The sequence below is a fragment of the Kiritimatiellia bacterium genome, assembly GCA_018001225.1.
In the GTDB taxonomy this organism is placed as follows: domain Bacteria; phylum Verrucomicrobiota; class Kiritimatiellia; order CAIQIC01; family JAGNIJ01; genus JAGNIJ01.
The window spans coordinates 28175-49839 of record JAGNIJ010000008.1 but is presented as its reverse complement, the minus strand read 5'-3'; the positions used below and the strand labels follow the sequence as shown (position 1 = coordinate 49839).

Annotated in this window: 19 protein-coding genes and 1 pseudogene; 10 read left to right on the top strand and 10 right to left on the bottom strand. The window is 67.1% G+C overall.

Features of this window, described 5'->3' with window-relative positions:
• Positions 1-12 precede the first annotated feature (12 nt).
• Together der and KA248_04320 are read right to left on the bottom strand one after the other, a co-directional pair.
• Positions 13-1380 (bottom strand): ribosome biogenesis GTPase Der, encoded by a 1368-nt coding sequence (gene der / locus KA248_04325; GenBank protein ID MBP7829124.1) that lies wholly within the window; start codon positions 1378-1380, stop codon positions 13-15.
• Positions 1377-2006, bottom strand: a complete 630-nt coding sequence (locus KA248_04320) for a CDP-alcohol phosphatidyltransferase family protein (protein MBP7829123.1) — start codon at positions 2004-2006, stop codon at positions 1377-1379. Before KA248_04320 ends, der begins: the two co-directional genes overlap by 4 nt.
• 242 nt (positions 2007-2248) lie before the next feature.
• On the opposite strand from KA248_04320, the gene KA248_04315 reads away from it, so the two are divergent.
• From KA248_04315 to ligA, 4 genes are all read left to right on the top strand, one after another.
• Positions 2249-2611, top strand: coding sequence for a sulfite exporter TauE/SafE family protein (locus tag KA248_04315; GenBank protein MBP7829122.1), 363 nt, complete (start codon positions 2249-2251; stop codon positions 2609-2611).
• Positions 2612-2620: 9 nt separating this feature from the next.
• The gene (locus KA248_04310; GenBank protein ID MBP7829121.1) at positions 2621-3730 is read left to right on the top strand and encodes a hypothetical protein; all 1110 of its coding nucleotides are present in this window, start codon (positions 2621-2623) and stop codon (positions 3728-3730) included.
• Positions 3727-4107, top strand: coding sequence for a VanZ family protein (locus tag KA248_04305; GenBank protein MBP7829120.1), 381 nt, complete (start codon positions 3727-3729; stop codon positions 4105-4107). The genes KA248_04310 and KA248_04305 overlap by 4 nt, the downstream gene beginning before the upstream one ends.
• 63 nt (positions 4108-4170) lie before the next feature.
• Positions 4171-6270 carry an NAD-dependent DNA ligase LigA gene (ligA, locus tag KA248_04300; protein MBP7829119.1) on the top strand — a complete coding sequence of 700 codons (2100 nt, stop codon included), beginning with the start codon at positions 4171-4173 and terminating at the stop codon, positions 6268-6270.
• Between the two features lie 6 nt (positions 6271-6276).
• On the opposite strand, the gene KA248_04295 is transcribed toward ligA, so the two are convergent.
• Entirely contained in the window at positions 6277-6552 is a 276-nt protein-coding gene (locus tag KA248_04295) for a hypothetical protein (GenBank protein ID MBP7829118.1), read from the bottom strand.
• 385 nt (positions 6553-6937) lie between these two features.
• On the opposite strand from KA248_04295, the gene KA248_04290 reads away from it, so the two are divergent.
• Complete coding sequence (locus KA248_04290; GenBank protein ID MBP7829117.1) at positions 6938-9409, top strand: serine/threonine protein kinase; 2472 nt, start codon at positions 6938-6940, stop codon at positions 9407-9409.
• Between the two features lie 110 nt (positions 9410-9519).
• On the opposite strand, the gene KA248_04285 is transcribed toward KA248_04290, so the two are convergent.
• From KA248_04285 to KA248_04270, 4 genes and pseudogenes are all read right to left on the bottom strand, one after another.
• On the bottom strand, positions 9520-10158 hold the full coding sequence (locus KA248_04285) for a B12-binding domain-containing protein (protein ID MBP7829116.1): 639 nt from the start codon (positions 10156-10158) through the stop codon (positions 9520-9522).
• Positions 10159-10312: 154 nt separating this feature from the next.
• Positions 10313-10513, bottom strand: a complete 201-nt coding sequence (locus KA248_04280; GenBank protein ID MBP7829115.1) for a hypothetical protein — start codon at positions 10511-10513, stop codon at positions 10313-10315.
• Between the two features lie 29 nt (positions 10514-10542).
• Positions 10543-11670 carry an SUMF1/EgtB/PvdO family nonheme iron enzyme gene (locus KA248_04275; GenBank protein ID MBP7829114.1) on the bottom strand — a complete coding sequence of 376 codons (1128 nt, stop codon included), beginning with the start codon at positions 11668-11670 and terminating at the stop codon, positions 10543-10545.
• 655 nt (positions 11671-12325) lie between these two features.
• Positions 12326-12436 (bottom strand): annotated as a pseudogene (locus KA248_04270) (prepilin-type N-terminal cleavage/methylation domain-containing protein).
• A gap of 237 nt (positions 12437-12673) precedes the next feature.
• On the opposite strand from KA248_04270, the gene queA reads away from it, so the two are divergent.
• Together queA and KA248_04260 are read left to right on the top strand one after the other, a co-directional pair.
• Positions 12674-13699 carry a tRNA preQ1(34) S-adenosylmethionine ribosyltransferase-isomerase QueA gene (gene queA / locus KA248_04265; protein ID MBP7829113.1) on the top strand — a complete coding sequence of 342 codons (1026 nt, stop codon included), beginning with the start codon at positions 12674-12676 and terminating at the stop codon, positions 13697-13699.
• Positions 13700-13919: 220 nt separating this feature from the next.
• The gene (locus tag KA248_04260) at positions 13920-14663 is read left to right on the top strand and encodes a hypothetical protein (GenBank protein ID MBP7829112.1); all 744 of its coding nucleotides are present in this window, start codon (positions 13920-13922) and stop codon (positions 14661-14663) included.
• 82 nt (positions 14664-14745) lie between these two features.
• Here the strand turns inward: KA248_04260 and KA248_04255 are convergent, their stop codons facing one another.
• Entirely contained in the window at positions 14746-15648 is a 903-nt protein-coding gene (locus KA248_04255; protein ID MBP7829111.1) for a hypothetical protein, read from the bottom strand.
• Between the two features lie 4 nt (positions 15649-15652).
• The gene (locus tag KA248_04250; GenBank protein MBP7829110.1) at positions 15653-16639 is read right to left on the bottom strand and encodes a DUF3187 family protein; all 987 of its coding nucleotides are present in this window, start codon (positions 16637-16639) and stop codon (positions 15653-15655) included.
• A 97-nt stretch (positions 16640-16736) separates the two neighbouring features.
• On the opposite strand from KA248_04250, the gene KA248_04245 reads away from it, so the two are divergent.
• The 3 genes from KA248_04245 to KA248_04235 all read left to right on the top strand — a co-directional run bounded on the left by KA248_04245 (position 16737) and on the right by KA248_04235 (position 20494).
• The gene (locus tag KA248_04245) at positions 16737-17408 is read left to right on the top strand and encodes a hypothetical protein (protein MBP7829109.1); all 672 of its coding nucleotides are present in this window, start codon (positions 16737-16739) and stop codon (positions 17406-17408) included.
• Positions 17405-19201, top strand: coding sequence for a hypothetical protein (locus tag KA248_04240; protein ID MBP7829108.1), 1797 nt, complete (start codon positions 17405-17407; stop codon positions 19199-19201). Before KA248_04245 ends, KA248_04240 begins: the two co-directional genes overlap by 4 nt.
• A 69-nt stretch (positions 19202-19270) precedes the next feature.
• On the top strand, positions 19271-20494 hold the full coding sequence (locus tag KA248_04235; protein MBP7829107.1) for a 6-phosphofructokinase: 1224 nt from the start codon (positions 19271-19273) through the stop codon (positions 20492-20494).
• A gap of 152 nt (positions 20495-20646) precedes the next feature.
• Here the strand turns inward: KA248_04235 and KA248_04230 are convergent, their stop codons facing one another.
• Positions 20647-21612 carry a DMT family transporter gene (locus KA248_04230; GenBank protein ID MBP7829106.1) on the bottom strand — a complete coding sequence of 322 codons (966 nt, stop codon included), beginning with the start codon at positions 21610-21612 and terminating at the stop codon, positions 20647-20649.
• Positions 21613-21665 lie beyond the last annotated feature (53 nt).

Below are 21665 nucleotides of genomic sequence, written 5' to 3'. Positions count from 1 at the left end.
CCCGCCTCCACGCTATGTTTTGGAGGAGCCGTGCTCTTTCGGCTCGTGGCTGGCCTTGAACTGGATTGCGATCGGCGCGCCCTCCAGGCCGAACGCGCTCCGCAGTTCGCGGATCAGGTACGCGCGGTAAGCGGGCGTCATGCGCTTGGGATCGTTGACGAACAGGCGGACGGTCACCGGCGCCGTCCCGGTCTGCGTCGCGTAGTAGTACTTCAGGCGGTGCCCGCGGATGTGCGGCGGCTGGACTCGCGCCGTGGCGTCGTGAAGCACCCGGTTGAGCAGCCCGGTGGTCAGCCGCCGCTGCGTCTGCGCGGCGACGCGATCTATCGCCTCGACGCTGCGCCGCAGCGCGTAGCCCGTCAGGCTGGATACGAACAGGACCGGCGCAAAATCGAGGAACGGCAGGACGCGGCGCAAGGCGGCCTCGTACTCCTCCGCCTTCATCCCCTTGGCCAGATCCCACTTGTTGACCAGCAGCAGGCAGCCCTTGTTGTGCTCCAGGATCTGCGCGGCGAGTTTCTTGTCCTGCTCGCCCGGCCCCGCCTCGGCGTCGAGCATCAACACGACCACGTCGGCGCGCTCGATGCTCTTCTGCGCGCGGAACAGGCTGAACCGCTCGACCGCGGTGTGCGCGCGGCCGAGCTTCCGCGCGCCGGCGGTGTCGATCAGCAGGTATCGCCGCGCGGATTCGCCGGCGCCGACGGAGAAGGGGACGTCGATGCTGTCGCGCGTGGTGCCCGGCACGTCGGATACGATCACCCGGTCGCTGCCCAGCAACTTGTTGATATAAGAGGATTTGCCCACGTTCGGCCGGCCGACGATCGCCACCTTGAGGGGCGGGCCCTCGGCGCCCTCGGCGGGCGGCGGCAGGGCGGCGAGGACGGGCGTCATGAGCGCGTCGAGGCCGCGGTTGTGCAGCGCGGAGACGGGAAACACGGGGAACCCGAGTTCCTCGAACTCGGCGGCCTGGGCGTCCAGCCCCGGGTGATCGGCCTTGTTCGCGGCGACGACCGTGACGCGCCCGCTTCGGTGCAGCCGCCCGGCCACCTCGCGGTCCAGCGGCAGGACGCCGGCCGTGACGTCCACGACGAGGATCAGCGCGGCGGCCTCCTGGATCGCCAGCTCCGCCTGGCGCTGCGTTTCGGCTTCGAAGAGATTGGCGGCCGCGGACGCGTCCATCGTCGAGAGCCCGCCGGTGTCCGTCAGCTCGAACCGTCGGCCCTCCCATTCCGCGGCGCACTCCAGCCGGTCGCGCGTGACACCGGGCTCCTCGTGGACGATGGCGATGCGCCGGCCGGCGAGGCGGTTGAAGAGCGCCGACTTGCCGACGTTCGGCCGGCCGACAATCGCGACGACCCGCTGGGTCTTCGGCTCGCTCATGACGCCGTCGGCTTCGGCACGCCGGAGTGCTTCTCGAGCTGGCGCAATCCGTCGACCAGGTACCACGCGCCGGAGACGAGCGTGAACACGCCGGCGATGTCGACCCAGACGGCAAACCATCCTGGCCGGCCCTGCATGAGCACCCAGGCGACGGTGACCATCTGGAAGAACGTGGCGATCTTGCCGACCACGCGCGGCTTGACGACCACGGCCCCGGCCACGGCGTGAATGACCGCGGCGCCGAGGATCAGCACCACGTCCCGGCTGATCACGAGCAGTGTAAACCACACCGGGATATGCGGTTCCAGCGCCGGGAGCGACGGCCTCGTGAGCAGGATCAAGGAGGAGAGCAGCAAGGCCTTGTCCGCCAGCGGATCGAGGATCTTTCCCAGGTGCGTGATTTCGTTGCGGGAGCGCGCCAGGTATCCGTCCAGCGCGTCCGTGCTGGCCGCGGCCACGAACACGACCAGGGCCGCGATGCGGTAGATCTCCTCCCCCTGGCCGCGGGCCAAGCCCTGCGTGTAGTAGACCAGCATCAGGATGAACACCGGCACGGCCAGGATCCGCAGAATGGTGATCCGGTTGGCCAGCGTCATGCGGTGTGAACCATGGTATTCCGCTGTCATGAAAATCGCCCCTGCACTCGGGGCCATGTACCATGCCGCCCGCCGGGATTGCACGCTTTTTCCGGGCCGCCCGCGTCTCCGATCCCTTTTGACCGCAACAAAATCCTTTACGGCCGTGAAGGATTTTGTTGCGGCTGGCAACCGGGAATGAAGGGCGGGCGTTCCCCGCGCGGCTTGGCGGGCGGGCACGCTTCGGGTAGAATAACCATGATAGTTTGGTGAGCGTCGGAAGGAGCGCGTTCATGATCAATGTACTGCTGTTCGTTGTCCTGGGCCTGGCGGCGGGCGCCTTGAGCGGCATCCTGGGCCTGGGCGGCGGGGTCTTCATCGTGCCCGCCCTGGTGATGCTCTTTGGTTACTCCCAGCACCTGGCCCAGGGCACGACGCTGGCGATGCTGGTGCCGCCCATCGGCTTACTCGCGGCCTGGACCTACTTTCGTCACGGCCATGTGAACCTGGCGGCGGCCGGCTGGATCTGCCTGGGGTTTGTGCTGGGCGGTCTGCTCGGCGCCAAGATCGCCGTCGCCGTGCCCGCCCTGATGCTGCGCCGGATTTTTGGTGTCTTCCTGTTGCTGCTTTCGGTGCGGATGATTTTCCTCAAATAAGGAGCGCCCATGGCCCCGGTCATCGTCAAGGAAGGCCTTTGCCACGCGCTGTACGTCTTCGATATCGGGCTCTCGATCGACCTGGAGCGCGTCCGGCGCCTGCTGGCGCGGTCGGACGTGAAGACCGAGGTGACGACCAGCCGTCGCGCGCCGAAGTACTACGGCGGCTACCAGCCCGCGCCCCTGCACGTCGGCCAGCAGGCCGAGGGCTTGACGGTGGCCGGCCGCGCCCTGTCGCCCGCCGTGGACATGGTCCTGTACGATTTCGGCGCCGTCACCGTGGCGTATGCCATCCCGTTCGAGGGACCCCTGGCCGAAGCGGGCCGCTTGAGCTGCGAACTCAACGCCGGCGCCGCGCTCGAGCGCGACGCCCGGCGCCGCGTCGAGGACCTGCTGCTCCGGATCCGCGGGGCCGTGTCGCGGCCCCGTCCGCCCGACCCCGTGGAGGATTACCTCATGTTCGAGGTGCGCGACGCGGAGCGGCCCGGCCCGCTGGACCAGTTGCCCGCGCAGCACGGCGAGGAAATCGCGCGCATCCTGCGCGCCGAGACCGGCCCGCTCTCCGCCCAGGAGGTCGCCGACGCCGTCTCCGTCCAGCTCTCCTATGGCCCCGACGACCTGACGCTGATCGATTGGAACGCGGCGCTGATCTTCGACCGCGACGCCGGCGACGTGCTCGACGTGCTGGAGTTCGCCAACATCGAGTTGCTCGAGCTGCGCGTGCTTGACGCCCAGCTCGACGATTCGCTCGACCGCTCCTACGAACTCCTCTCGCGCTTCACCTGGCAGCGCCTGCTGGGCCTCTCCCGCATGTCCAGCCTGCGACGCGTCGGGCAGATGCAGGTGGACGGGGCGATCCTCTTCGAGCGCGTCAGCAACGCGCTCAAGCTGCTCGGCGACCAGTACCTCGCCCGCGTCTACCGCCTGGCCTCCCAGCGCTTCCACCTCGCGGAATGGAACACCGGCAACCTCCGCAAGCTGGACACCATCGAGAGCCTCTACGAGAAGTTGAGCGACCGCAACGCGAACCGTCGGCTGGAAATCCTCGAGTGGATCATCATCCTGCTCATCGCCTTCGAGATCGTCTGGCCCTTTGTTTCCAGGCGGTGGGGGCTGTGAAGGCCCTTGGCCCCCGGCTCTATTACTGGCTGCCGCCGCTCGCCTGGGCGGGGGCGATCTTTTACTTGAGTTCGCGCCCCAGCTTCCCGCGCCCGCTGGCCTACCCGCACGAGGACAAGGTCCTCCATGCCCTCTTCTTCGGCATCCTCGCCCTGTGGCTCTTCCGCGCGCTTTCCGCCCGGCTGGGCCTGGCGGCCTGGCGCTCGGCCGCGCTCGCCTTTGTCCTGGCCTCGTTGTATGGTGGCCTGGACGAGATCCACCAGTATTTCGTGCCGACGCGGTCCATGGAGGCCGCGGATTGGCTGGCGGATACCGCCGGGGCCGCCGTGGCAGTCCTGGCGGCGTGGATGGTGAAAACGAATCGGCAGCGCCTGTAGCTCCGGCGCTCTGCCGCCGGAGCTTCCTTCCGCCGCCGGAGCAGCGGAAATACAGGGAAGAAGATGACGCGCAAACAGGCCGAGAAGCGGATCGCGGAACTCCGGCGGGAATTGAACCGCCACAACCGCCTCTACTACGTCGAGGCGCGCCCGGAGATATCCGACCGCGAGTACGACGCGCTGTACAAGGAACTCCGCGATCTCGAGGTGCAGTTTCCCGATCTCGCGACGCCCGACTCCCCGACCCGCCGCGTCGGCGGCGAGCCGCTCAAGGAGTTCCGGAACGTCCGCCACCTCGTCCCCATGATGTCGCTGGATAACACGTACGATTTCGACGAACTCCGCGAGTTTGACGCGCGTGTGAAAAAACTGCTGCCCGGCGAGGAAATCGAGTACGTCATTGAGCCCAAGGTCGACGGCGTCTCCGTCAGCCTGCGGTACGAGAACGGCGTCTTCACGCTCGGCGCCACCCGCGGCGACGGGACCACCGGCGACGACATCTCCGCCAACCTCCGCACCATCCGCGCCATTCCCCTGAATCTGGCCGGCTCGTTGCCGGAGCGGGCTCGCGGGAGCTCGCCCCTCCACAAAGAAGAATCTGGAGGGCGGAGCTCCCGCGACGCCGCCCGCGCGCCCCCCCCTCTCCTCGAAGTCCGCGGCGAGGCCTACCTGCCGGTCGAGGGCTTCAAGAAGCTCAACGCCCAGCGCGAGAAGGACGGCGAGGAACTTTTCGCCAATCCGCGCAACGCCTGCGCCGGCTCGCTCAAGCAGCTCGACTCGCGGATCGTCGCCGCGCGGCCGCTTTTGGCCGTGTTTTACGCGGTCGGCGCCCACGAGGGCATCGCCTTCGAGACACAGGCCGAGGTGCTCGAATCCCTCAAGGCCTTCGGGCTTCCGACCCCGCAGTTCTGGCGGCGCTGCGCGGATATCGAGGAGGTCATCGCCGCCGCCGGCGACTTGCAGAAGATCGAGGCGGCGCTTCCGTACGAGATCGACGGCGCCGTGGTCAAGGTCAACCGCCTCGCCCAGTGGAAGAAACTCGGCGCCACGGCCAAGGCCCCGCGCTTCGCGATCGCCTACAAGTACTCCCACGAGCAGGCCCGCACGAAACTCAAGGCCATCACCGTGCAGGTCGGCCGCACCGGCACCCTGACGCCCGTCGCCGAGCTGGAGCCGGTGTTTCTCGCCGGCTCGACGATCTCCCGCGCGACGCTCCATAACGAGGAGGAAATCCGGCGCAAGGACATCCGCGTCGGCGACACGGTGATCATCGAAAAGGCCGGCGAGGTCATCCCGGCCGTCGTCGCGGTCGTCCCGGAGGAGCGGCCGCGGGGCGCGAAGCCGTTCGATCTGGTGAAGCACCTGGACGGGAAATGCCCGGCCTGCGGCGGACCGATCCGGCGCGACCCGGAATTCGTCGCCTGGCGCTGCGAGAACATCGCGTGTCCCATGCAGCTCAAGCGCACCCTCCTGCACTACGCCTCGCGCCGGGCGATGGACATCGAGAACCTCGGCGAGGTGCTGGTCAACCAACTCGTGGACCGCGGCCTGGTGAAGGACGTGGCGGACCTGTACCATCTCGCGGCGGAGCCCCTGGCCGCCCTGGAGCGCATGGCGGAAAAATCCGCCGCGAACGTAGTCGAAGCCGTCGCGGCGAGCAAGGATCGGGAGTTGTGGCGGCTCGTCAACGGGTTGGGCATCCTGCACGTGGGGGAAGGCGCGGCGCGGAAGCTGGCCGCGCAGTTCCGCGACCTGGACCGCCTGGCCGCCGCGGGCGTCGAAGACCTGGAAAAGGCGCGCGACGTCGGGCCGGTGATGGCGGAGAGCATCCACGACTTCTTCCGCAATCCGCGCAACCGCGCCGTGATCGAGAAGCTCCGGAAAGCGGGCGTGAACTTCGAGGCCGGGCCCGAGAGCGAGGCCCCGGCCTCGGGCGGCGGGCTGTTCGACGGCAAGACCGTCGTCGTGACGGGCGCGCTAAAAAGCTATTCCCGCGAGGGGATCAAGGACCGGTTGCGCGCCGCCGGCGCGAAGGTGACGGACAGCGTCAGCAAGAAGACGGATTTCCTGGTCGTCGGCGAGGACGCCGGCTCGAAACTCGACAAGGCCCGGACCCTCGGCGTGAAGATTCTCGACGAAGCGGCGCTGGAAAAAATGCTGTAGCCGCGACTACAGGAAGACCAGGGCCCGGTCATCATCCCGCGCGGGCGGTTCGGTCGCGGTTTCTTCTTCAGCGGCGGGCCGCGGCGGCGGCGCGATTTCGCCCTGCGGTTCGGCGAGATCGCCCGCCAGGAGCCAGTCCAAGCTCACGTCCAGGACGCGGGAGATGGCCAGCAATTCGTAGTCCAGGACGCCCCGCAACCCGATTTCGATCTTGGCCACGGCGGCGCGGTCCAAAGGCACGCCAAGGTTGATCAGCGCATTTGAAAGCTCCTGTTGCGTCACTCTTGGTTTGTTCTTTTTTCGAGCAGAGGCGATCTGTTTTCCGCTTATATTCTTTATTCCACCCGTCATACTTCACCTTTATGTTCTAAAATAGATCAATACAGGATGGGTGGTGAGGCGTCAATAGAAATGAGGTGTGGGGCCGCCATTCTCATTCTGGATAGAACAGCAGGCTCATAGCGCCTGCTGCACCGTGGACGTCTGTTGAAAGGACAGCCGGGGCTACGAACCCGCTGTGATTCGGGCACCGAAAAGCGCCAAAAGTAGAATGGCTGAACGAGAGGCCCTTGGAGACGGCGGGAAGGGTGCCGTGCGCGCGGGTGAATCCCGGATTGCTGCATACAGGCGCGGCTGCTATGGTGTATCACACAGGCTTCGAGGAAAAGTGTCCGGCGAAGAGACCATAAGCATCCTGGCGGATCCGGTCGAGAAGATCGCCTGCCGGAAATGCAACGCGCACCTGGACGTCAGCCGCCTGCCGTCTTTCTCCTCCGTCGTTTGCCCGCAATGCGGGCTGAAGCAGATGGTGCCCGCGCTGCTGGGCCAGTTCCTGCTGCTGGAACTGCTGGGCGCCGGCGGCATGGGGGCGGTGTACAAGGCGCTGGACCAGGCCCTCGGCCGCTACGTGGCCATCAAGGTCATGAAGCAGGCCATGGGCAACGACCCGCAGTTCGTGGAGAACTTCCTGCGCGAGGCCCGGGCCGCCGCCGCCATCAACCATCGCAACGTGGTGCAGATCTACTCCTGCGGCCAGGAGAAGGGCCAGCCGTACATCGTGATGGAACTTGTCAGCGGCGGCCGCCTGGACGAGCAGATCGGGCGGGGCGATCCGCTGGACGAAACCCGGGTGCTGGAGATCGGCGTCGGCGTGGCCGAGGGCCTCAAGGCGGCCCACGACATCGGGCTGATCCACGGCGACATCAAGCCGGCCAACATCCTGTTCGACAAGGATCACACGCCCAAGGTGGCCGATTTCGGCTTGGCGCGGTTCATTGCGTGGCAGCAGAACCGCGGCGGCGAGGTTTGGGGCACGCCCTATTACATCGCGCCCGAAAAGGCCCGCGGCCAGAAAGAGGACCACCGCTCGGACATCTACAGCCTCGGCGCCACCCTTTACCACGCCCTCGGGGCGAAGCCGCCGTTCGACGGGCAGACCGCGACCGACGTCGTGCTGGCCCGCCTGAAGAATCCCGCCGTCAGCATCCGCGTGGTGCGGCCCGCGCTGCAGCCCGAGACCGCCGACGTCATCGGGCGCATGCTCGAGGCGGACCCGTTCATGCGGTATCCCACGTATCCCTCGCTGTTGACCGACCTGCGCGAAGCGCACCGGGTGGCCAAGCTGGAAAGCGGCGGGCATCACCGGAAGGAAAAGAAGAGCTCGCTGGCCCCCGTGCTGGGCCTCGTCGGCGGGCTCCTCCTGCTCATCATTGTCCTCGCCGTGATCCTCGTCCGCGTGATTAAGAAGCCCGAGGAGAAGCCGCCCGCGCCCGTCCTGCCGCCGACGATGCGGGTCGGTACCCCCCGGACGCCGACCCCGGCCACGGGCACGACGGCCGTCGTAAAGCCGCCGGACTCCGGTTCGACGGCCGTCGCGGCCGGCCCGTTCCCGCGCGAGATGGAATCGGCCATTCTGGCCGCCATGCGCCAGGTGACCGGCGGGCAGGCGGATGCGCTGCGCCTGCAAGCGAAGCGGCTGCAGACGGGCTTGGACACGGCCGGCGCGACGGTGGCCTGGCTCCAGCTGCTGGACGCCGTCGGGGCGCTGGCGTCCGGGAACGAGGCCGAAGCCAAGCCCCTTCTCGAGGCGCTGCGAAGCCCGCTGCAGGCCGTGGCACCGGAGGGCGCCGATCAGGGCGTCCTCGCCCGGACGCTCGCCAGCCTCCTGCTGAACGAGGCTACCGAGGACAGCGTCAGGAAGGAGACCGCCAAGTGGCCGCCGGCCTACAACGATCTGGCCAAGCTCTTTTCCGGGCTGGCGGCGTTGCGCCGCCTGGACCTCGTCGGCGCGGAGGCCGGTTTCAACGCGTATGCCGGGGCCACGTCGAGCGAGCCTGCCTGGCCGTACGGGCTCCAGGCCGCCGCCCGGGCCTGGAAGGAACAGGTGTCCGGCTTCCGGTTCCAGAAGGAATCCGCGGACGAGTGGATGAAGCACGGTCAGGGCGCGAAGGCCCGGTCCACCTGGGAGGAGTTTCTCCGCAAAACGAGCCCGCTGTTCTATCCCTACGTGGACGCGGAGGTCGCCCGGGCCCGGGAAAGCGAGGCCCAGGATGCCGCGAGCCGCCAGGCCGCCGAGGAAAAAGTCCGCGCGGAGAAAATCCAGGCGGACCTGGACCGCCTCGATGCCGTGCGCGGGGCCAACGGGCCGATCGTCGCGCAGAAGGACTACCGCAAGGCGCTCCAGAACCTGCTGCAGGCCGGGCCGGCGCTGCAAACGCCCGAAGGCCAGAAAACCCTCGCGAACATCCGCGAAATCTACGAGCGGATGGACGAACTCAAGAAGTTTCTCATGACCCGCATCAACGCCGCGCCGTTCCCCGGCGCGGGCACGGAGCTGGGGGGCACGACGATCGCCGCCGACACCACGGGCATCCGGGTGGCGCTCGGCAGCCACGGGGAACTGGTGCGGACCTGGCCGGAGATCAGCGTCCGTATGTACATGCAGATGCTCGGCCATTACCTGTCCGCGCCCGACGTCAAGGAGGCGGACCGCGCCAACCTCACGCTCTCCATCGCCGTGTACTGCTACGAGAACGGCGGATTCCGGGCCGCGGCCAACTACGCGGACCAGGCGGTCAAGCTGAACCCGGAACTGAAGGCCAAGGCGCGCAGCCTGATGCCGGACATCCTGCCGGAGTAGGAGTTCCTCCGCCTCTTCCCTGTGGAGGCGGCTCTGCGAGCCGCCCGGCGAGTAGTAAACAGAAGACAACGAAGGGAACGAAGAAAACGATTACTCCTTGGTTGCCTCCGTTACCTTCTGTTCAATTCCGTTCGTTGCAGGATGGCTTCAAGCGCCTGGACAGCGCTTGAAGCGTCCGGCGCATATCCCGCCCCGAGCTCCGCGGCGAAATCCGGCGTGACGGGCGCGCCGCCGATGATCATGGGAATCTCCGGCCGGTCGCGGAAGGCGTCGGCCACCACGCGCAGGTAGCGCAGGCTGCGGGTCATCAGCGCGCTGCAGAGCACGGCGCGCGCGCCCTTGTCCACCGCGCGGAGAAAGGCCTCCGCGCCGCAGTCGACGCCGAGGTCCGTCACGCGGTACCCCGCGGCGCGCAGCCGCATGGCGACGATGTTCTTGCCGATCCCGTGCCGGTCGCCCTGGACCGTGCCGATGCAGACCGCCGGCCGGGAGGCCGATTTCGAATGCGGCAGCAGGGGCTCCAGCGCGTCCAGCCCGGCCTGCATCGCGCGCGCGCCGAGCAGCAGGTCCGGGATGACCGCCTGCCCGGAGGCGTACCGGCGGCCGAGTTCTTCCATGCCGGGAAGCAGTCGCTCGTGCAGAATCGCATCGGGCGTCAGGCCTTGTTCCAGCGCCGAGCGGATCAAGCCCTCGACCGCCTCGTGGCGGCCGTTCAAAATGACGTCGAAAAGCGCGGTGTCGTCCTGCATGATCGCTCACGCTGTAGCGGCGGCTCTACGAGCCGCCCGCGCGTCATAGACGCGCCGCTACAGGGTGCGCATTGAAGTTACTATAAAAGAGGAGCGGATGCAAAAAACAAGGCGCCGGACCCTGGAGCCCGGCGCCTTGATCAAACGGACGGATTTACGGCCGCAGGACGGGGTTGACTGAATCCCCGACGTAGAACGACTGGTCGTTGATCGTGGTGTTGTCGAGGACGTAGCCCGCGCCGCCCTTGGTTACGAACACCATGCCGCGCTTGCCGAACGGGTTCTGGCCGTCCGTCAGGTTGGCCTCGGTGACCGACTGCAGGGCCGCGATGTCCAGGTTGCGGGTGAAGATCATGGGGATGGTATCCACCGAGGCCTCGGTGTCTATGGCGCGGCACGCACAAGACGGAAGCTCATGTAGTAGAACTCGATGTTGGGTTGGGCGCTGTAGCGATAAGAACTGCGACATAAGTCCGGAAGGTTGTGGTAGTCGCCACCACGCAGCACGCGGGGCATGTTTGTTAGGGGGCCAACGGGATTGGCGCTTGGGGAAACCGAGTAGTAGTTTTTGTCGTACCTGTCCCAGCACCATTCGTACGCGTTCCCCGCCATGTCATAAAGCCCATGGCCATTCGGTGTAAACGAGCCAATCGGACTGGTATACGGAATATCACCACTGGAGTAGTCTGGGTGAAGTCCATTGCTCAAGTCGTAGCTGTATGATGAATCTGCAGTGTAATTCGCTCGCCCGTGGCTGATCGTATCGTCCGCCCATGGGAACCTGTGCCCACTCGCCCCCCCGCGCGCCGCCTTCTCCCACTCCGCCTCCGTAGGCAAGCGATACCCAGTTGCAGTCCAGTTGACTTGTGAAGACGATAGATTTTCGGTACCCGTTTTGAATAGGATGGTGTGGGCATCATCAAGGTAGTAGCACGGCGTTAGGCCCTCTATTTGGCTCCGTGCGTTGGCCCACTTCACTACATCATACCAGTTTACAGTGTGCACGGGATGATTCGCCCCCTTCGCCGCTCCGGTGTTGTCGAAGCTGTAACCGTTTGTCAAAGCATCCGCGTACACCTCGCCCCACAGGTTGCCATTCACTTCGTAACGGTCCATGTAGAACCCACTCACATACACCCGATGCACAGGCAACTCATCGTCCCTTCCTTCGTTTGGGTCCATGCAGTTACCCATATCAAACCATCCCGCTGGGATGTACACCATATTCGTCGGTTCCGGCCCCATCGCCTTGATCCTGTAGGACATCGGCACAGACTCGTTCATCGTGTCGTCTATTGGGGCTATCCCGCGCAAACCGCTCTCAAGATCGCACCACAACTCTGCCAATAGATCTGCACACCATTCCACGCGGTACTCCGCTACGCCATTCGTTGGGAAAGTCCACGTCACCTGTCCATTGCTATGAAACGACGTTACAACTAGATTATCCGCACTCGCTAACCCAGCAGCGACCATCATCACTGCCGTAATTATTACAGTCTTTTTCATCACTCAGCCTTTTTCCCGGGGCCCTTTCCTCATCATCTAATGCACGCGAACGGGATTTCGGCGGAGGCTCAATCACCCCCTAAACACGAAGCGCCGGATAACCGACGCATCCGTCGGTCATCCGGCGCTTGGCGCCCGTGATCTTCTGCTATGGACGCATGACCTGGTTCACCGCGTCCCCGACGTAGAACGACTGGTCGTTGATCGTGGTGTTGTCGAGGACGTAGCCCGCGCCGCCCTTGGTCACGAACACCATGCCGCGCTTGCCGAACGGGTTCTGGCCGTCCGTCAGGTTGGCCTCGGTGACCGACTGCAGGGCCGCGATGTCCAGGTTGCGGGTGAAGATCATGGGGATGGTATCCACCGAGGCCTCGGTGATATCGGCGACCATGCACCACGCATTGTTTTCCGCGGCAAAGGCGTCGATGTCTTTTTCGGCCGGGATGCCGCCGCCGGCGAAGAAAGAGGAGTCGACGGACAGGACCTTGTTGGTCATCAGGTTCTTCCAGTAATCCGTGGAGTTGCCCCACTCAGCATAAGTGGGGTAGTCGAACGACAACTGGCCGGTGACGACGGACACGTCGGTGATCTTCTGGAAGATACCGCGCTGGATCTGCACGCCGTTGTTCAGCATCTGCGTCAGGCGCGCGCGAAGCAACGCCCCCTGCACCGCCGGGAAGAGCAGGGCGGCCAGGATGGATATGATGGCGATAACGACCAGCAGCTCGATCAGCGTGAAACCTGCGAAACGGCGTGAAACCTTTTTCATAGTTGTCTCCTACGTTCCCGGGCCCTCACCCAATGGGCCCATTTCTACCGCATGCGGCGGCACGATGTCTACCTTTTCTTTCCTTCAGCCTTAACGTACAAGAGTTATGGAACCCGCGTCAAGAGCGGTTGCGGCGGGTCTGTGTAGCGCGCCACGGCGTGGCGCGTCGCCGCACGCCGTGCGGCGCTACACTTGTGGTTTGATCGATTTGGCCGGGCGACATAGATTCCCAATCATATGCGGACACAGGACTTCGATTACGAGCTGCCGCCGGAGCGGATCGCCCAGGAGCCGGCGGAGCGGCGCGACGAGGCCCGGATGCTGGTCGTCGAGCGCCGGACGGGCGTCCTGCGCCACCAGCGCGTTCGGGCCCTGCCGGAGTTTCTCCGGGCGGGCGACCTGCTGGTGGCCAACGATACCCGGGTGATCCCGGCCCGCGTTTTCGGCGTGAAGCCCACGGGCGGCAAGGTGGAAATCCTGTTCCTCGAAGAGCGCGTCCCCGGCACGTGGGAGGTGTTGATGCACGCCTCCCGCCGGCCGAAGATCGGCGACGCCATCCGGCTGGGCCCCGACGCGAGGGCGATCCTGCTCGAGGACGGGGAAAAAGGCCGCGCGGTCCTGCGCGTGGAGGGCGCGGCGGTCCCGGACCTGCTGGCCCGGCTGGGGGTCCCTCCGCTGCCGCCGTACATCCATCGCCCCGCGCGGCCGGGCCTGGATGACCGGCGCTACCAGACGGTCTATGCCGAGCGGCCGGGCGCCGTCGCGGCGCCGACCGCCGGCCTCCACTTCACGCCCGAACTCCTCGGCCGGCTCGACGCGGCGGGCGTGCCCATGACCTTCCTCACGCTCCACGTGGGGATCGGCACGTTCCGGCCCGTGTCGGCGGATACCGTCGAGGACCATCGCATGGAATCCGAGCGGTACGAGGTGCCGGAGCGCACGGCGCAGGCCGTCGCGGAAACCCGCGCCCGCGGGGGCCGCGTCGTCGCCGTGGGCACGACCACCGTGCGCACGTTGGAGGCCGTGGCCGCGGAGCGCGGGGGCGTGGTCCCGTGCTCCGGGCGGACGGACCTGTTCATCCGCCCGCCCTTCGAGTTCAAGGTCACGGACGCGATGCTGACGAATTTTCACCTGCCGCGCTCGACGCTGCTGATGCTGGTCAGCGCGTTCGGGGGGCGGGAGTTGGTGCTCCGCGCCTACCGCGAGGCGGTGGAGCAGGGGTATCGGTTTTACAGTTATGGGGATTGCATGCTGTTGGTATGATAGGAGGGAGGGTTCGGGGTTCAGGAGGAGCGGACCGGCCTTTCAATTGAGAGTATAAAATGGTGTTCAACTTCCAACGTCCAACGTCCAACTTCCAAGGACTGAAACCTCTTCTGTTGGACGTTGGATGTTGGTTGTTGGACGTTGAGGCTTCCTGCTTGTCCCCTCCCACCTGAACCCTGAACCCTGAACCCTGAACCCTGAACCCTCCCCCCTCTTCATGACCCTTCGCCCATACTCGAGCTTCGCCGCCTGTACCCTGGCGCAACTCCTCTCCGCGATCCTGTTTTCCCGGCTCCACCTGATCCCGCTGCACCTCGACTTCAATCCGGGGATCGTGCTGACGCCGCTGGCGGGGATCCTGTTCGGCGCGGCGGGGGTGTGGAGCGCGCTGGCCGCCTCGCTGGCCGCGGACTGGCTTTTGGGAGCGTTGGGGGCGGTCAGTTTGTTCCAGGCGGCGGGCATGGGCGCGTTCGCATGGACGGCGTGGCGGCTGTGGGACGCGGCGCCGGAGCCGGAGGCGTCGTGGGGGCGCGCGGTCTTCTTCGTGACGGTCTGCGTGCCGGGCGCGCTGGCCGCGGCCGCGTGGCGCGCGCTGGGCTCGGAACTGCTCGGCCTGTACCCCTACGCATACATCGTCGGCGTGGCCGCCGTACACCACCTTGTGTTCTGCGTCCTGCTTGGCCCGCCGCTGCTGATGGCCGCGCTGCGGTTCGAGCAGCCGCGGCCCGCGCCCACGTCCCTGCGGCGCGCGGGATTGATCGCGGGCGGCGCGGTGGCGGCGGTGCTGGTGGGCGTGGGCATCAGCCGGAGCGTGTACGGGATCGGCCCGTTCGAGCCGTTCGTGCTCGGGCTGCGTGCCGGGCGCTGGGTGCCGGCGGTGGTCCTTCCGATGCTGTTGCTGCAGTTGGCGGCGCTGGCGGGGGTGCGATGGCCATGCCGATCGCGTACGCCACCCGCATGACGCGACCGGCTCGCCAGAGGCTCGCCCTCCAAGACCCGTTTCCATCCTGGAGGGCGAGCGTCCCCGCGAGTCGAAAACGATTTTAAAAAAAGAACCGCGCGCCCAGTTCGAACAGCCCCTCGCGGCTGTCCCGCGGATGCTCGTCCACGGCGTTCCAGGCCAGGAAGACCGACGAGCCGAAGCCGCGGCTGGCGAAAAAGCTCTCCAGTTCGAGCCGCTCGCGCCAGTACGCCTTGTCGCCCGTGTCGAAGAGCGCGTGCGCGCGGCTGGAGGCGAACAGCGCGAGGCGCCGGGTCACGCACACGGGGAGCATCAGGTCCAGCTTCCCGTCGTACGCCCAGTCGTTGTCGCCGTAGAGCGACTCGTCGTCCATCAACCCGCCGAGCGAGCGCAGGTACCAGCCGGCCTCGGCGTACCAGACGACGAGGGGCCGCTTTGGCCCCTCTGAATCTCCGAGGTAAGTTTCCCGGAGAATCTCGGGACGGATCTCCGGCCGGCCGGCGCCGGCGTAGAGGCGGTTCCAGTAGACGTCGGGCGGGATGTCCACGCCCTCCTCGAGGTACCACGGGGAGTCGTCGTCCTTGTAGATCAGGTGCTGGCAGGCGTGGACCAGGCCCGCGCGGCAGAGCAGGCCGTCCCGCCGGTACTCGGCGAAGGGGTTGATCTCGTAGGCGGTTTCCTTGGGCGAGAAGGGGAGATTCTCCGCGACCGACCGGCCCATGTTGGCGTCCATTTCGAAGCGGAGCCGGAGGTCGAGGCCGCGGGGGAACGAGAGCATGCTGAAATCCATTTCCATCAGGCCCTCGGTGACGAAGCGATCCTCCTGCAACTGGTCCCGGTGATCGAGGAAGTACAGGAGATGCCCGCCGCCGCTGAAATCGGAGAAGAATTGAACGGACGGCTCCGCCGGGGCGAGCAGGTCGCCGCGGCAGGCGGCGGCGGTCATCAGGAGGGACGGGACAAGCCATCGGGCGATTGGGCGCATCGGTTCACCATGATTTCGAGAGCGCGAAATGAAATACCACATCCGGCGCCGTGGCGACAGCGACATCTTCCGTCACGGCGATGTCGAGCGCGGCCGCGCGGGGGAGGAGCAGCGTTCCGCCCATCGAGACCTGGCAGCCCCAGTGGTCCAGTCGGCCGATGTAGAGACCGTCGAAGAGCGGCGAATGCGCGTCTGCCTGGACCTTGAAGGAAAGCTTTTCCGTCGCGGGCCACGTGATCGCGGCCGAGCCGAACCCGGCGGCCGGCTCGCGCCATTGCTCCAGCAGTCCGCCGCCGGCCAGGAACAGCACGCCGAGCACGGCATCCAAACGCAGGGGACAGAGCAGGGCTGTGTCCGTGCCGGCGACCGAGAGCGCGATGTCGGTGCTGCCGCTGCCGAGCAAGTTGTCGCGGTTCCCGGTCGGCGCTTCGATAGCGACGCGGGCCGCTGCGGCGCGCGTCCCGTCCAGCCGCCGGTACAACTGCCGCCCCAGGCTCACGGCCGCGTCGCCCAACCCGTCCGCGGGGTCGGCGAGATAGAACAACGTTTCCCCATTCCGCGTCAGGGCGTAGAGCAGGCGGTCGGAAGGGATGGCCTTGCGGTTGCCCTGCGAGAACCCGAACGTGTCGTGGTAGGACTCGATGAAGTCGTCGAGTATCCCGCCCGCGTGGCGGACGTACGGCAGGTCGAGACCGATTTCCCAGCCGCCGGCGAAGCCGCGGCGCAAGGCGATTCGCGCGACATAAGTCTCGCCGTCCAGCATCAGCGACGAATCCCCGGCCAGGTCATCGGTGGAATTGTTGGCGATGTTGATGGAGCCGTGGGCCCATGAGCCGGTCGCCACGAGACCGCTTTCGGCCGGCGGGACGCCGAACAGCCGTGTGACCGGATGCTCGTTGGGCAGGTAGAACGGGTCGGCCCGGCCGGCGGCGGACAGGCCCAACAAGATGCCCGCAGCGAGTACAAGACACTGGATGCGCATCGTTTCCATCGCCCGGAACCACTACCAAAATCGCCCCGGCGTGGAAAGCGTCGGGCTTGACAGCCGGGCGACCGGGGTGTTTTTATGGACACAACGAGGGGGTCTCATGCGCGCACAACCGGGAAAGCACGATAAACGAGCCGCGGGATTGGCGTCCGCGCTCGGCCTGCTGGCGCAGACCGCGCCGGCCACGATCATCCACTTGGTCCCCGATCCGGAAATCGACTCCGGCTGGTTTCACGCCCCCCTCGCCTCGTGGGATCCCACGACCGTCGAGGCCTCTGCCGGCGAAAGCAGCGGATTGTATCCGGGTCCCTATGCGGCTACGCTGTACGGGTGCATGGGCTACATGGAACTGGCCGTCGGCACGCCGGGCGGCGTCGAGTACTACTACGACAGCGCCAACAGCTGGGCCCCCGTCCTGTCCCTGGGCCAGACAGTCGGGCCGGGCCACACGGAATGGGCGGGGGCGTTCGGAGGCGGCTCCGGCTGGGCGGCCAGCGTGGACACGAACGAACTGACCTGGGGCCAGTCGTTCTACATCGGCTACCGGTTCGAGTCCGGCTCGGACCACCTGTACGGGTATGCCCAGCTGACCGCGGATTTCAACAGCGGCGACAATCAGACGCAGATCCGTGTCACGCGCTGGGCCTACGAAGACACGCCCAACACAGGCATTACCATCGCGGCCGTTCCCGAGCCCGGACTGACCGTGCTCCTGTGTCTCGGAGTCGCCGGGCTCCTGCTGCGGCGGTTCTTCCGGCGCCGCCGGGAATGACCGCCCCGCTGGAGGCGGGCCGCTCGGCCTTTCATTCCGCCGACTGGCCGGCCGTGGATCGCTTCGCCGGCTCGGCGGCGGGTAATCCCGATCCGGTTCTGCCATCCCTCGAACGCGAACAGGCCGCCGCGCCGGCCGATCCCGCCTGGCCCTTCCTGCGCGGTGCGATCCTCGACCGGCTGGGCCGTCGGGAGGAAGCCGCCGGCGCGTACGCCGATGCGGCGCGGCTGGAAGGGCCGCGCGCCGCCGAGGCGTTCTACCGTATGGGCCGGGCCCTGGCCCGGCTGGGCCTGCATCCGCCCGCGCTGCAGGCGTACGATCGCGCCCTCGGCCGCGACCGGGCGCACCTCGGCGCCCGGCTCGCCGCCGGCGTCTCGCTGCGCCGTCTGGGCCGCGTCGGCGAGGCGCTGCGCCTGCTCGATGAACTCCCGGCCCCGCACGTGCCCGGCTGGCTCAACAACCGCGCCGAGTTTCTCCTGGAACAGGGCCGGCTGGACGAGGCCCTGGCCGGACTGCGTGGGGCCGGGGCCCTGCTTCGGCGGCATGCGGGCCTGCACTCCAGCCTCATCCGCGCCATGCTCTACGATCCCCGCGTCACCGCCCGTGACCTGTTCGAGGAGACCGGGCGGTGGAACGCCTGGCACGCGGCGCCCGCGGCACCCCCGCCCGTCCGCGAGCCGGACCCCGAACGGACGCTTCGCGTCGGCTACGTCAGCGCCTGCCTCCACCGCCATAACAGCAGCGCGCACCTGATGAACCTCCTGCGCGCCCGGGACCGAAACGGTTTCCATGTCACGCTGTATTCCGCCGGCACCGCGCGGGATGACTGGACCGCCGAACTGCGCGCCGTCGCCGACGACTGGCGCGAGATCGCGGGTCTGTCCGATGCCGAGGCGGCGGACCTCGTTCGCGTCGACCGGATCGACCTGCTGGTCGACCTTAACGAGCACGCCAACAACGGGCGGCTGGCGCTTTTCACGCGCAAGCCCGCGCCGCTCCAGTTCCACTGGTACGGGAACGCGGTCACGACCGGCGTGAAGGCCATCGACTACCGCTTTTCCGACGCCGTGACCGAGCCGCCCGGCGAGGCCGACCGCTGGAGCCACGAGACGATCCTGCGTCCCGCCACCGGCTACCACTGCTACGGGCCGCCGCCGGACGCGGCCGAGCCTTCCACCGAGCTGCCGTGCCGGCGTAACGGGTTCGTCACCTTCGGCGCCGTCCATCACCTGGCCAAGCTCAACGGCGAAGTCCTCGCGTGCTGGAAGCGAATCCTCGACCAGGTTCCGGGGTCGCAATTGCTCCTGGCGCGCGATGTCCTGGCCGATCCCGATACGCGCGAGCGGCTGACTACCCGGCTGCGCGCGGCCGGCATGGACCCGGCCCGCGTCCGCTTCCATGCTGACAATCGGACCATCGCGAATCTCGCGGTCTATCGGGACATGGACCTTGTTCTCGACAGCTTCCCGTTCAACGGCGACGCCACGACCTGCGATGCCCTGTGGATGGGGGTTCCGGTCATCACGTTATGTGGCGAGCGGTTGAGCGCCCGGCGCGCGGCCGGCCTGCTGCATACCGTCGGGGCGCCGGAATGGATTGCCGGAGACGCGGAACGCTATGTGCGGCAATCGGTTGCATTGTCGGCGGACGCGGGGTCCATCGCGGCTGCCCGTGCCGGGTTGCCGGACCGGGTGCGCCGGTCGCCGCTCTGCGACGCGGCCGCCGTCACCCGGGAAATCGAGGCCGCCTACCGGGCCGCCTGGCGCCGGGCCTGCGGCGCAGTACCCGCTTGAAGCGCCCGGCACGGTGTGGTATCTACGGGCTTCCATTCCGGGAAAACCGTTTAACCAAGAGGTGTCAAAATGGCCAAGAATAGCAAGCTGACCGGCAACATGCTCATCGCGCAGAGCGGCGGGCCGACGGTGGTGATCAACCAGAGCCTGGTCGGCGCGGTGCTGGAGGCGAAGAAGCACAAGGAAATCAAGAAGATCTACGGATCGCTCCACGGCATCCAGGGCATCCTGAACGAGAATTTCATCGACCTCGGCAAGGAGTCGAAGGCCACGCTCGAAGCGGTGGCGATCACGCCCTCCTCCGCGCTGGGCTCGGTCCGCAAGAAGCCCACGCCCGAGGACTGCGCGAAGATCTTCCAGGTGATGCAGAAGTATAACGTGCGCTATTTCTTCTATATCGGCGGCAACGATTCCGCCGAGACGACGCACATCATCAACGAGGAGGCGCGCAAGGCGGGCTACGAGTTCCGCTGCTTCCACATCTGCAAGACGATCGACAACGACCTGCGCGAGAACGACCACACGCCCGGGTTCGGCAGCGGCGCGAAGTTCGTCGCGAGCGCCTTCATGGGCGACAACTTGGACAACCGCGCGCTGCCCGGCGTGAAGATCAACGTGGTCATGGGCCGGCACGCCGGCTTCCTGACCGCCGCCTCCGCGCTGGCCCGCGTGTATCCCGACGACGGCCCGCACCTGGTCTACCTGCCCGAGCGGCCGTTCGACATGGAAAAGTTCCTCGCCGACGTGAAGGCGGTGAACGAGAAGTACGGGCGGTGCGTGGTGGCGGTCTCCGAGGGCATCTCGGACGCCGAGGGCACGGCCATCGCGGCGAAGTTCACCAAGGAAGTGGACGCCCACGGCAACGTGCAGTTGAGCGGCTCCGGCGCGCTGGGCGACCTGCTGGCCGACCAGGTGAAGGCGAAGCTCCAGATCAAGCGCGTGCGGGCCGACACGTTCGGCTACCTCCAGCGCTCGTTCCCCGGAGTGCTCTCCGCCGTGGACGCGAAGGAGGCGCGGCTGGCCGGGCAGTCCGCGGTGAAGTTCGCCACCGGCGGGAAGTTCGCCAACGGCAGCACCGCGATCAAGCGCAAGCCGGGCAAGGTCTACCAGGCCTGGATCGAGCGCACGGAGTTGAAGAACGTGGCCAAGGAAACGCGCCACATGCCCGACGAGTTCATCAACGCCGAGGGCAACAACGTCACCGCCGCGTTCGTCCGCTACGCCGCCCCGATCGTCGGCCCCCTGCCGCCGGTCGGCCGGTTCAAGGGCGCGAAGGTGAAGAAGATCGTCTGATCGCGTCGATGGCTTGGGCATGGAATCCGCCCCCTGCCGGCTTGTCCGGCAGGAGCGGAAGGTGGGGAAGCCGCGCTCGGCGCGGATTCCCCGACCTCGTTCACCGGCGGGACAAGCCCGCCGGGGTCATAAAAGGAAGCCTAAAATACGGGTCACCGCGGCGACGGCGCGGCGGCTTGCGCCTCCTTCGCCGTGACCCGCCCGCGCGCCCGCAGGTTGGCCCGGAGCAGGACGAAGCAGCCCGCGACGAGGATCACGCCGCCGATCCACTGCAGCCGCCCGAGCCGCTCGTCCAGGAGGAAGTGCGCCAGGACCGCCGTCGTGAACGGGATCAGCAACAGCGACCCCTCCGACGCGACCGGGCCGAGCGCGTGGATCGCGCGGTAGAAGAGCGTGTGGCCCAGGGCGATGCCCAGGATTGCGGAGAGCCAGATCATCGCCCAGTAGCCCGGCCCGAGCGCCAGCGCCTTCCGCCAGTCGCCCAGCGCGAACATCAGCGCCAGCAGGCCCGGCGCGGCGTACAGGCTGATCACGCTGAAGCTCAACCGGATGGAATAGGGCTTCATGAACTTCCGCACCAGGACCGAGTAGAAACCCCAGAACGCCGCCGTCGCCAACAGCAGCAGCATGCCGAAGGCCGACGTCGACGGCGTGCCGATCCCGCCGGCGTACATGGCCGCGAGGCCGCCAATCGTCGCCGCCATGCCGACCCAGAACAGCGGCTGGCGCCCCACGGCCCGCTCCTCGCGCAGCAGGATGAAGCCCGTCAGCGTGGTGAACAGGAAAGCCGCGCGGCTGACGAAGTTGATCACCGTCGCGTCGTTGAAGTACGGGCAGAGCCCGAAGAGGACCTGGCCGACCACGTGGATGCCGGCGGGCGGGATCGCGTCCCGCCAGATGCGCGAGCGGGCCGGCAACTCGCGGCGATGCCGCAGGACGTACGGCAGCCAGAACAGCAGGGCGAACGTGTAGCGCAGGCCGTTGACGGTCCACGCGTCCAACTCGCGCGTGAAGTACTTCAGCAGCAGCGGCACGCACGACCAGAACAGGATGGCCGCGCCCAGCGCCAGCAGGGCGCGGGCCATCGCTCCCGAACGGTTGGAAACGGGCTCCGGCATGCGCGTGAAGATGGGGCAGCGGCGGCGCGAAGTCAATGGGGCGGCGGCCCGCG